The organism is Accumulibacter sp. (genome assembly GCF_016789985.1).
GTDB lineage: Bacteria > Pseudomonadota > Gammaproteobacteria > Burkholderiales > Rhodocyclaceae > Accumulibacter.
In genome coordinates this window covers 1-10774 of the sequence record NZ_JAEUOL010000067.1, presented here as the reverse complement: position 1 = coordinate 10774, position 10774 = coordinate 1, and the positions used below count along the sequence as shown (strand labels likewise).

The 10774-nt window shown below is 65.4% G+C and carries 10 protein-coding genes and 1 pseudogene; 5 read left to right on the top strand and 6 right to left on the bottom strand.

The genetic code is table 11. The features are described 5' to 3' along the window. A pseudogene (locus JNK99_RS04035) lies at nucleotides 1-268 on the top strand (hypothetical protein); the annotation flags it as partial. A 99-nt stretch (nucleotides 269-367) separates the two neighbouring features. Here JNK99_RS04035 and JNK99_RS04030 read toward each other — a convergent pair. The 5 genes from JNK99_RS04030 to JNK99_RS04010 form a co-directional block, all read right to left on the bottom strand. Then, entirely contained in the window at nucleotides 368-1561 is a 1194-nt protein-coding gene (locus JNK99_RS04030) for a lipocalin family protein (protein WP_291848971.1), read from the bottom strand. Nucleotides 1562-1645: 84 nt separating this feature from the next. Next, nucleotides 1646-2617, bottom strand: a complete 972-nt coding sequence (locus JNK99_RS04025) for a hydrolase 1, exosortase A system-associated (protein WP_291848968.1) — start codon at nucleotides 2615-2617, stop codon at nucleotides 1646-1648. Beyond that, nucleotides 2614-3435, bottom strand: coding sequence for a hydrolase 2, exosortase A system-associated (locus JNK99_RS04020; RefSeq protein WP_291848965.1), 822 nt, complete (start codon nucleotides 3433-3435; stop codon nucleotides 2614-2616). Before JNK99_RS04020 ends, JNK99_RS04025 begins: the two co-directional genes overlap by 4 nt. A 12-nt stretch (nucleotides 3436-3447) precedes the next feature. Then, entirely contained in the window at nucleotides 3448-3699 is a 252-nt protein-coding gene (locus tag JNK99_RS04015; protein ID WP_291848963.1) for an acyl carrier protein, read from the bottom strand. A 1081-nt stretch (nucleotides 3700-4780) separates the two neighbouring features. Next, nucleotides 4781-4963, bottom strand: coding sequence for a hypothetical protein (locus JNK99_RS04010; protein ID WP_291848960.1), 183 nt, complete (start codon nucleotides 4961-4963; stop codon nucleotides 4781-4783). A gap of 23 nt (nucleotides 4964-4986) precedes the next feature. Between JNK99_RS04010 and JNK99_RS04005 the strand changes: the two genes are divergently transcribed. Together JNK99_RS04005 and egtD are read left to right on the top strand one after the other, a co-directional pair. After that, the gene (locus JNK99_RS04005; protein ID WP_291848957.1) at nucleotides 4987-5586 is read left to right on the top strand and encodes a hypothetical protein; all 600 of its coding nucleotides are present in this window, start codon (nucleotides 4987-4989) and stop codon (nucleotides 5584-5586) included. Between the two features lie 308 nt (nucleotides 5587-5894). Continuing rightward, nucleotides 5895-8066, top strand: a complete 2172-nt coding sequence (egtD, locus tag JNK99_RS04000) for an L-histidine N(alpha)-methyltransferase (RefSeq protein WP_291848954.1) — start codon at nucleotides 5895-5897, stop codon at nucleotides 8064-8066. 40 nt (nucleotides 8067-8106) lie between these two features. On the opposite strand, the gene senA is transcribed toward egtD, so the two are convergent. Beyond that, the gene (senA, locus tag JNK99_RS03995) at nucleotides 8107-9273 is read right to left on the bottom strand and encodes a selenoneine synthase SenA (RefSeq protein WP_291848951.1); all 1167 of its coding nucleotides are present in this window, start codon (nucleotides 9271-9273) and stop codon (nucleotides 8107-8109) included. On the opposite strand from senA, the gene senB reads away from it, so the two are divergent. Both senB and JNK99_RS03985 read left to right on the top strand, forming a co-directional pair. Next, complete coding sequence (gene senB, locus JNK99_RS03990; protein ID WP_291848948.1) at nucleotides 9272-10303, top strand: selenoneine biosynthesis selenosugar synthase SenB; 1032 nt, start codon at nucleotides 9272-9274, stop codon at nucleotides 10301-10303. The two genes, senA and senB, sit on opposite strands and share 2 nt — an antisense overlap. Before the next feature lie 134 nt (nucleotides 10304-10437). Beyond that, entirely contained in the window at nucleotides 10438-10581 is a 144-nt protein-coding gene (locus JNK99_RS03985) for a hypothetical protein (protein WP_291848945.1), read from the top strand. Nucleotides 10582-10774: the final 193 nt, after the last annotated feature.

Here is a 10774-nt window from a genome sequence, read left to right as displayed (position 1 = left end):
TCTCCCACCCAAGGGCGGGGAGCGGCGCCTGATCGGTGCCGGGGTGGAAATCCGTGCCCACTTGAACGGCGCCCTGGAGGTCCTCCACAACGGCCAAGTGCTTGCCCACGAACTGCTGGCGGCTCGACCCCAGGCACCGGTAGTCGATGCCAAGGTCGTCCAGGCCCGCCCGCTACCGGTCAAGCCTTCTGCCCGGCACCCCTGGCGCCTGCCTTTCTCCCCGGCCGCCGCCCGCGTCATGGCAGAGCGGAATTCCGCTCAGCCATGACGCGCCTACCGGACATTTCTGCTTGGCAGGAAAGCGGACATCTGTGCTTTGGATTGACATTCTGGGTCTTGCTCGGCCGATGATGGCCGGAATCCCGGCTCACGGTTGCCCGCGGTTTTTCATCTGCTCGCCCGGCGGACTGTAGCCGCTCAGTTCCATGAAACCAACACCGTTGTGCGAACCACTCGACTTGATCGCTCCTTCCCAGTAGACGTTCAGGGTCGTGGTTCGTGCGTCGATCTCGCTGGCGCGCAGGACTGGCTCGACCTTCAGGCGAACGCTGCGGGATGGCAAGGAAATCGTCCAGTCGACCGGGTAGACGATGCCCGACGCAGGACTTTTCCAGGTGCCATTGGGCCTGGCTTCAAAATCCGAGGCACCCAGTGCCGTGACGACGCCATGCCTGGCATGGGTCCCCATGCGCAGCACGGCCGCTCCCTGACGATCGAAGAGCTCGAAGAGCATGATATCCGCACCGTCGCTGAGTTGCAGTGCGAACCAGTTCCAGCGAAGCTGTGCCGCCTCGAAGTCACCCCACTGATGGTCAAACCAGACATCGCCCTCAACCCGTTTCGCCGTTCCGCCTATGGTGAGCATCCCCTGGGCAGTCATGCGCGGGCGAGAAGTATAGTAGCTCAGACCGGCGGCACCAAAATCGAGCAGGCCGCTAACCGGCGTGCCCGGTGCCTGATGCAACACCGGCGGAAGTTTGTCATCGAGTTGCAGGTCGAGGGTGAAGTCCTTGCCGGCCATCTTTGCGACATGTCTGGCACCCTCACCACGCATCTGCCAATTGCCATAGCTGAAGCCAAAGCCGTCGCGCCGTCCATCGGAAGGATTGCCGGCCGTACGCGCCTGCTCGGTGTAGAGCCTGGCGGCCTGATGGTCGAGCAGCGAGCCCTGAAACACCGTATGGGTCATCGTTCCCTGCCGCAGGAAGGTGGCAAGATGGAATGAATAGCGCTCACCCGATTCCGTGTGCAGGTGGCCACTGTAATACCACCACTCGGTGAGCATGGCATGGGAAGCATCGTCGGCCGGCAGTCTCACTGCCGGCATCGTTGCTGCCGACTTGGCGGCCGGCTCGGCTTGTTCGCCCGACGGCAGCGCTGAAACCGCCACCGGGGCCTTGTCCGAGCGAATGAAAAACAACCACGTGATGACCAGCAGGAGGACCAGCCAGCCCGAGATTACCAGCCAGCGATAGCGCCGGAACCAGCGCGACGAACCGGGGCGCGCCTTGCCGCGTAACCGGCGTCTGCTGCCGTAGGTATTAGTCGAGCCAGCGCTCATTTGAATCCTCCTCTCGCCCTAGCCACAGTTGCGGGTCGCCCTCCCCCGCTTCGTCTGGCGCGCGATCTTCGGCACACGGGGCGTTCACGTATGCGCGCCGTTCAGGGCGTCCAGCCAGGCCAGAGTAGCCTCCTCGACCGACCGCCGCCAGGTCAGCGACGAGAAAGTGTGATCGGCATCGGCGAGGTCAAGCCGGCTCACCTTGGGGGCATCTAGCAGACCCGACCAGCCGGAACTGGAGGCGGCATATTCAAGAAACTCCTTCGCCGTATAGTCCTCACTGCTCAGGATCAGCAGAATCTTCCCGGAGAACTGTCGCCAGCCGCCGGCCATGCGCTCCTGAAACGAGGCGTTGACCGTCGTCCCGGCTTCTGCCGCTCCTGGCCGTCGGGCCAGGACGGCCGTGCGCAGGAGATCGCGCACGGATTTCAACAATTCCATCCGGCCGGTGCACAGCTTCCACCAGAACTCCTTCTGCAGCAGGCGTTGGCCGTAGTAATGCTTGAGGTGGGTCTGTGCGAGACTCGTCTCGGAACGCACCCACGGGTTGAGCAGCACCATGCCGGCAACTCTTTCGTCGGCGCTCGCCTGGACATACAACAAGGCTGCCGAGGCCGCGTCGCACAGCCCCCACAACACGATTTTCCGCAGCCCCGGCGCGGCGCTCCGAAAGGCATCAATCGCAGCGCCCACGTCGTTTGATACCGCCTCGAAACCAGGCATCGCTCCGCTCGCGTCACCCATGCCACGATAGTCAAAACGCATCACCGGATAGCCTGCCGCAGCCAGTCGGCGGGCGAGCAGCAGGAATTGCCGATGGCTGCCCACCCGGTACTGCGGCCCGCCGACCACGATCAGGACCCCGCAGGAAGGCGGGCGGGCGGCACAGGGAACTGACCCGGACCGGTCGCCGCCATTGGTTCGAGCGCCCCGCGCATCGTTTGCCTCGTTCCCGCCTTGACCTTTGACCACCAACGGGTCGTACGGCCAGGCAATGATCGCCGGCAAGATCTCGCCGGCGCAAGGGAAGAGCAAGGCCTGTTCGACGCAACTCATGTGGCAACAGCCTCGGACATCGCCAGCAGGCTGGCTTGCAGCAGTGTCGGGCATTCGCTGATTTCACTCGTCTGCCAGAAAGCGGGGCCGTGCACAGCCATTCCACGAGCATGCTGGCCGGCGGCTTGCCATTGCGTCAGGCGTGCGGCGGCGGCTGGGGACATGCCGGCATCCGGCCGGCTGCAAACCTCGATCCATTCGACGCGACCAGAGCGATGCGGCAGCAGCAATTCAGCCTTGTCCAGTCCGTCAGCGAGCGCCGGTGAGAGCATATAACCGGCAATCTCGACTGACTCTCCCTGGGCCAACTGGGTACGCAAGCGCTGCATCACGCCCTTGCTTTCGCCACCGACGATCTCGGCGGCGACCTTCAACCGCAGAAACTGCTGCAGAAATTGCCGACCCGAAAGAACCGGCTGCCAGAACAGCAGGTTGACCGCTCCCGGTATGCGATTGGCCACTTCGTTGGCCAGCAGACATCCGGTACGTTGGCCCCACAGCCAGAGCGGTGCATCGATCCGCCGCAGCAACCAGTTGCAGGCGAGTTCCACGTCGGCCAGCCACGCTTCCCAACTGGCATCACCGAAATCGCCCGAACTGTCACCACAGCCCAGGAGGTCGACCTGGAGTACGGCGAAACCGGTGGCTGCCATGGCACGTGCCTGTACGGCCGCCATCCGCCTCGACTTGTTCATCTCCTCGGCAAAGGGATGGACGTGGACCACGGCCGCACGAACCTGTCGCGCCGCTTCCGGCAAATGCAGCAAGGCAAATCGCTGACCGGGCGAAGCCGGCAGGAAGAAGGCTTCAAGGGACATGGACAGTGGTGCTCAAACGTTCAGCTTGGCCTGGACAAAGTCGATCAGGGTCGACAGTGATGCGAAGACCGAACCGTCGAGTTCATCGTCATCGACCACGAAAGCGAAGCGTTCTTCCAGCGACGTGATCAGAGCCACCACTGCCATCGAATCGAGTTCGGGAAGCGCGCCGAGTAGCGGCGTGTCGAGCGAAAACCCGCTCGCCCGCCCCTTCAGACTCAAGACCTCGTCAAGAATCGCCACCACCTCGCCTCTGATGTCCATGTCGTCTCCTGTAGATCGCATCACCCCGGACACTCCCTGCATGGCAGATCGAACCGGATAAAGTCGGACCCATTATACCGAGGGCAGGCCGGGGCTCCGTGAGATAGCTCACGCCCGGGGCGTGATCCCGACCGGCCCGTTGCGATCGCCTGACCACCGAGCGACTGTGCCGATCATGCGGCTCATTCGCCGTCAGACGGATCGACCACGCACGAAACTCGGCAAAGAATCGCTGGCCGACCCTTGCCAACACCCTGCGCAAATCCGAGGTACTGCCATATGCACATCCCATGAGGATCAGATCGGTAATGACGATACCCAATCCATTGACCCGGTGTTTCATTGCGTGTATTAGTCGAACCCGGAGTGTTGTCCCGCGTTGCTCCACGCATCTTGACTACGAGAGGAGACCTACCTTGGCGAGAAAGAAGGACAAGAAGAAGTCCAGCAAGACCGAGGCCGTGAGCACACTGGCCGTAGCACCTGATCCGCTGCAGACTCTGCAGGACCGTGTCGCAGTGATCGAAGAACAACTCGCGCAACTGATCCTCCGGGAAGGGCCACCGGGACCGCAAGGCGAGCCTGGCCCGGCTGGGCCGAAGGGACCCGCCGGACCCACGGGGCCAGCCGGGCCAGCGGGTACGCCCGGCAAAGACGGGCCAGCCGGGCCTCCCGGCGCGGCGGGAGCAAAAGGAGCAACGGGACCTGCCGGCCCCAAGGGACCAGCAGGCCCACCGGGGCCGCCCGGCCCCCAGGCGGAGCCGGCCACTCCCGCCTGACGACGAGCCGGCGTTGGCGCCCGTCAGCGAAGCGCTCTTCGATCAACCCCGCCAGCACTGGCCCCGGCGTTGACCGCGGGCTGCCTCGGTCGCGCCGATCTTCAGCGCTTCGCGCCAGCCGCTGGTTAGTCACTTCGCATGACCCGCGACGAGCCACCAGACCGGTCGCCCGGCAGGGCCGGTGGCTCACACGCCCCGCCCTGATCCCCCTTTCTTGGCATCGGTATCTACACAAGTCCAAAAATGGGGAGCATGGATCTGAAAATCTGGCACTTGAGCCGCGACTGGAAGCTGTCCAGAAACTACGCCAGTTGCCGGAGCATCGGGTAATCGGCAGCGATATGGAGCACGGTTTCGGCTGTTTCCGGGCGCGACTCGTAGCCCTTGGAGAAACTGCGCGACCCACCGCGCCAGGCAAACGTAGGTTCAACGATCCAGCGTTTGGGCAAGACCACAAACCGATGCGCCGCGGTATGCTTGACCACCGTCGGCGTCGATCCAGGGCTACTTGAAGAGTAGCGCGGATGTTGATCACGTGGTGCGCGCCGCTGCCGGCCAGACACTGACCGTGACTCTGAAGCCCTCCAACCCGCAGAACTACTTCAGCGTCATTCCACCGGTTTCGGATCTGGCGATGTACGTCGGCCAGACGGCTGACAATTTCACCGGCGTCCTGCCGACCGACGGCGACTACACGGTCCGGGTCTACCTGATGCGGTCGGCGGCCCGCCGCAACGAATCGAGCCACTACACACTGGCCGTCGCCGTCACTGGCAAGCCGCTGCCGCCATTGCCCGCCTCAAAGGGTGTCCTCCTGCCCGGCACGCCCTTCCATGCCTTGGCGCAGATCCCCTGCATGCCGGCCTTCGACCCCGAGCCGCAGCAATGTGAGGCCTTCGTCATCCACCGCGGCCTCGACGGCACCGCCACCGTCGAGGTGCACGGGAGCGGCAATCTGCAGCGACGTATCCTCTTCGTACAGGGGAAACCGATAGCGGCGGACGCAACTGATCCGCTGACGTTCTCACGCCAGGGCGACCTCGCCATCGTCAAGATCGGCGCAGCGGAGCGATACGAGATCCCCGACGCACTGCTCACCGGCGGCTGAGCTATGGCGGTGAACCCGATCTCCCGATGCCGCACCACCCTTCTGATGACGGCGCTGATCGGCCTGGACACCTGCGGACAGGCCCAGGCGACCGCCGACGGGCCGGACGCCTACCGTGTCCGCGGCATTGCCGCCGGGAGCTACCTCGTCCTGCGCGGGCTTCGACCGGTTCACCTTTCCGGGCAATCTCCACCTCGCCGGTTTCGATCTGCAGCGCTTCGTCGACCGGCTGGCACGCAAGGCTCGCTGCAAACGCTGGCAGGCGGTGACTTCCCATCACGAGCAGTTCGGCGGCGCTGGCTGGCGCCATGCTCGCCGAGCGCATGGACTGGCCCGGAACACCGGTGAAGGCGGTGCTCGCTTGCCAGCACAAGCTGCACGCCCGCCGCGTGCTCAAGACGGTGGCGCCGGAGGCGAATACATCTGCCGAGCTGCTGCCGGCGCGCTACGGCGAGCCGATCCCGGACGGGCTGCGCCACCCGGTATTCGTCAAGCCGGTGAAAGCAGCCTTCCCGGTGCTCGCATGCATCGTGCATGAGCACGCCGAACTGACGACGATAACCCGCTTCGGAACCTGGGAGCTGTGGGTAATCCGCCACCTGGTCGACCCCTTCGCGCGCATCATCGCCAAGCGCCTGCCGGAGGCAGGCAGCGCACATCGGCTGATGCTCGAAACGCCAGCCAGTGGGCAGCAGTACAAGCTCGGCGGCTACGTCTTCGCCGGCGAACTGAACGTACTCGGTTTTGTCGAGTCGGTGATGTGTCCGGGAACGCAGGCCTGCATACAGTTCGTCTATCCCTGCCCCCTGTCGATAGCCATGCGCGAGCGGGCGGTGGACGTTGCGTGGCGCTTTCTGCAGGCGGTCGGCTTTACGCACGGCCCGTTCAACATGGAGTTCTTCTACGACGACACCCGGGACCACCTGAACATCATCCAGTTCGATCCACGCATGGCGGCACAGTTTTCCGACCTCTATCTGCACGTCGATGGCGTCGGCCTGCAACTGGCGCACGGACGCGATCCGCGCTGCTTGTCGCATGCCGCGCCGAGCACCGGTGCAGCGGCGTGCGCTGACGCGGCATTTTCCCGACGCCATGCTCTTCCGGTTTACCAAGGCGCCCGAGCAGATTGCCCGCGATTTCAAGTGACTGGGTTCTTACCGCTATGGCATTCTGCATCTGGGTGGACAGGATGCCCAGGATTTGCGCACCCGTTGCGGGTTGGCCAGCCGCCTGCTCGGCTGCTGGCCGCTTCCCCATGCGCACCCGTCAGCCGAAGCGGTCTACAATCTGCTGCCTCCGCTACCCGGGTTTTCGCTGGAGAGCGCGTGATGATGCCCTTGCCGAATTCCACCCGGTCGCCACCGCAACCGGTCGCAGGCTCCCCTGGCCGGAGGAAGCGTGCCGGGTGGCGAGGTCACGGGCAACAACGGCGGCCTCCCACGCACACCGCCTTGCCACAGTGGCGGCGCTCTGGTGCGTGCACTTGCCCGGCCGAAAACCGCGATGGAGATGGTTCGATGACTTCGCCCAGATTGTTGCAAATCGCGCCGGAGATGCGGGAGCAGTCGGCAGAGATCCGTGCCGAGCTGCTCGCCGGGTTGACCGCGCCAAGCGCCAGCATCGCCCCGAAGTACCTGTATGACGCACTCGGCTCGCGACTGTTTGCCGCGATCACCGAACTGCCCGAGTACTATCCGACGCGTACCGAGGCCGCGATTTTCATCGAACACCTGGGCGCCATGGCCGGATCACTGGGCCCGGTGGACACCCTGGTTGACCTCGGTGCGGGCAATTGCGAAAAGGCGGCCGCTCTGTTCGCCGCACTGCGCGTCCGGCGCTACGTGGCAGTGGACATCTCGCTGCGCTACCTGCGCGAGTCACTGGAGAATCTGCAGCAGCGCCATCCGGCGATCGAGATGCTGGGCATCGGTCTCGATTTCTCGCTGTCGCTGCAGCTCCCGGCCGAGCTCGATGCGGGACCGCGCACGCTCTTCTACCCTGGCTCGAGCATCGGCAACTTCACGCCACAGGAGGCGTTGAGCTTTCTGCGCCAGGCGCACGCCGAGTGTCGCGGCGGCTCGTTGCTGATCAGCGTCGATCTGGTCAAGCCGGTCGCTATCCTCGAAGCGGCTTACGATGACCCGCTGGGCGTTACCGCGGCATTCAATCGCAACCTCCTGCTAAACCTCAACCGGCTGACCGGTACCGACTTCGCTATCGCCGACTGGTGCCATGTCGCCTTCTTCAACCACGCCGAGTCGCGCATCGAAATGCATTTGCAGGCGCTGCGTGACACGACGGTGCGTTGGGATGGTGGAGAGCGGCATTTCGTGGCGGCCGAGCGCATGCACACCGAGAATTCCTACAAATGGCGCAGCGCGGAGTTCGCCGCCCTGCTCGAAAGGGCCGGCTTTGCCACGCCGCGCCATTGGTGCGATGCGCGCGGCTGGTTTGCGGTGTTCGCCGCGCAGGCCTGAGCCGATGCGGCCGAGCGCGCGCCGGCGCCGGGTCCGACGGCTAGCGGGCGCAGCTGCGAAAGCCGTTGTGCAGGTCGTTGCGCTCGAGCGTGAAGTAGTTGCGGTAGCGCGCATGCGCCATGCGCGGCGAGGTCGCGCGGCTGGCGCCGCGCAGTACGTAGCGAGCGCCGAACCAGGGTACCGAATAGTCGCGGTAGGGGTGAGGCACGAAGCCCGGGTAGGGCAGAAAGCGGCTGGCCGTCCATTCCCATACCTGGCCCCAGCGGAACTCGGGGCAGCTCAGGGCGGCCATCTCCCATTCCGCTTCGCTGGGCAGACGGCGGCCGGCCCAGCGGCACCAGGCTTGCGCTTCGCTCCACGCGAGATGGCTTGCCGGCGCGTCGAGCGGCAGGTTTTCCCATTGTCCGAAGACGCGCCGCTGCCAGACGCCATCCTGCCGGCACAGGTAGCGCGGTACCGGGGCGCCGGTCTCCTCGATGAACGGCAGGTAACGCCGCCAACTGACGACTTCGCAATCGATCGCGAATGCGGGCAACGCCACCGTCTGCGGCGCGAGCTCGTTGTCGAAAGCGAATCCCGGGCTATCCCAACCGAGTGTCCATTGCCGGGCAGGAAAGATGAGTGGACAGGCCTCCCGCAATGGGCTGGCCGGGGTCAGCAGCACTTCGGGCAGTGGAATGTCGAGCGCCTGCGCCATGTAGATGCCGGCTTCGCCGTGCATGTCCTCGTGAAACAGCACCAGCCGGAAGAAGTAAAGCGCCTCGTCGCTCTCCGGCGTGTTGGCGAGCCAGGCCAGCGTTTCCGCCAGGCCGTCGACCAGGTAGGCGCGCGTCGCGGCGAGGTCCGGCAAGTCGAGTTGCCACCGTGTAGTGTGTGCCACGCAACTCGAGTTGTACAGGCTGTCGGCCTGCGGCAGGCGGCCGCGCGGGCGCGGGTGGTCGGGCACGCAGGCGATGCCGCTGGCGCGCTGGCGGTTGCGGGCAATCCAGTAGTCCTGGAACCAGCCGATGTGCCCGGCCTCCCAGAGCGGCGGATTGAGCTGTGGAGAATAGGGGACCACCAGCGAATCGCCCAGCGCCGCCACGCAGGCGTCGAGCAGGGCCAGCGTGCGGGCACGGCTGTCCTGCAGCGCCGTGCTCAGGATCTGGCGACCGCCGCAGCGCGCGGCTTCGGAAGGAAGGTCATGCATCGGCAGACGGGAAGCCATGAGCAAGGTCGCTAGTATGCCGCAAATGGTGATCGTCAGTCCGGCGCTGCGCGATGCCAACAATGGCAACTGGCGGACGGCGCGCCGGTGGCGGCAGCATCTGGCCGGCGCCGGCCGCGTGCGCATCACGCAGGGCTGGCCGGATGCACTGGCCGCCGGCGACGCCGCGATGATCGCACTGCATGCCCGCCGTTCGGCGTCGGCGGTCGCCGCGTGGAGCGCCGCGCACCCGCAACAAGGACTGGTGGTGGTGCTCACCGGCACCGACCTCTACCGGGACATCGTCGCCGACACGACGGCGCAACGCTCGCTGGATCTGGCGCAGGCGCTGGTCGTCCTGCAGGAATGCGCGCCGCAGGCCTTGCCTGCGGCGGTACGCGGCAAGGCACGAGTGATCTTTCAATCCACCACTGCCCGGCAGCCCCTGGCCAAATCGTCGCGCCACCTGCGGGCGGTGATGGTCGGCCACCTGCGCGACGAGAAATCGCCGCAGACCTTGTTCGCCGCCGCGCGTCGTCTGGCCGGCCGGGCCGACATCTTGATCGACCACATCGGAGAAGCGCTCGATCCGACGCTCGGCCAGCAAGCACTGGCAACGATGGCGGCGGTGCCCAACTATCGCTGGCTGGGCATCCTGCCGCACGAGGCGGTGCGTCGGCGCATCCAGCGCGCGCATCTGCTGATCCACACCAGCCGCATGGAAGGCGGGGCGCACGTGATCATGGAAGCCGTGACGAGCGGTACGCCGGTGCTCGCTTCAGCCGTTGACGGCAACGTCGGCATGCTGGGCACCGCTTACGCCGGTTATTTTCCCTGGGACGACGCCGAGTCGCTGGCCGTCCTGCTGCGGCGCTGCCGGGAGTCGGCGGCGACGCCGGGTGAAAGTCTGCTGCAGCAACTGGCTGCCCAATGCCGGCAGCGGGCGGTGCTCTTTGCGCCGCAGCGCGAGCGTGCCGAACTGCACCGGCTGATCGACGATCTGCTCGGCGGCGAGCGACGACGAACGAACCGAATGCCGGGAACGCCATGACACTGCGCCACGGCGGAACCCTCGGTGGAAACCTATTCCCCCGGGACACTGACCAATGGACGCAGCAGGAAGCACGCCCGCCATCGCGGCCAGCGACCGACCCACTGAACCCGCTCACCCGCACGGAGACAACAATGATTCGTTTGCCCCGCCTGATTTCCCGCAGTGCACTGGCACTTGCCCAGATGCTCGGCGCCGTCACCAGCCTGGCCGATACCTTGCGCGTTTCGGCGATTCCCGACCAAGCACCAAAGATGTCGCGTTCACCAGCAAATTGATTGTGCCGGCCGACAGCCCGATCAAATCGCTCGCCGAGCCGAAGAGCAGAACCTTCGCCATCGGCGCGCCGTCGTCCACACCGAAGGACGACTCGCTTACCACCTATCATGTTTCGGCCCCCTGAAAGAACTTGGGAAGAGGCAGTGCGCTGGCAGCGCGTCTCAAGAGAAGGCGGATGCCGCGTTTGAACCA

Excerpts from the sequence above, each read along its gene's own strand:
- senB (WP_291848948.1), top strand. The coding sequence starts at position 9,272 with ATGAGCAAGGTCGCTAGTATGCCGCAAATGGTGATCGTCAGTCCGGCG.
- egtD (WP_291848954.1), top strand. The coding sequence starts at position 5,895 with ATGCTCGCCGAGCGCATGGACTGGCCCGGAACACCGGTGAAGGCGGTG.
- JNK99_RS04030 (WP_291848971.1), bottom strand. The coding sequence starts at position 1,561 with ATGAGCGCTGGCTCGACTAATACCTACGGCAGCAGACGCCGGTTACGC.
- JNK99_RS04015 (WP_291848963.1), bottom strand. The coding sequence starts at position 3,699 with ATGGACATCAGAGGCGAGGTGGTGGCGATTCTTGACGAGGTCTTGAGT.
- senA (WP_291848951.1), bottom strand. The coding sequence starts at position 9,273 with ATGGCTTCCCGTCTGCCGATGCATGACCTTCCTTCCGAAGCCGCGCGC.
- JNK99_RS04020 (WP_291848965.1), bottom strand. The coding sequence starts at position 3,435 with ATGTCCCTTGAAGCCTTCTTCCTGCCGGCTTCGCCCGGTCAGCGATTT.
- JNK99_RS04025 (WP_291848968.1), bottom strand. The coding sequence starts at position 2,617 with ATGAGTTGCGTCGAACAGGCCTTGCTCTTCCCTTGCGCCGGCGAGATC.
- JNK99_RS03985 (WP_291848945.1), top strand. The coding sequence starts at position 10,438 with ATGATTCGTTTGCCCCGCCTGATTTCCCGCAGTGCACTGGCACTTGCC.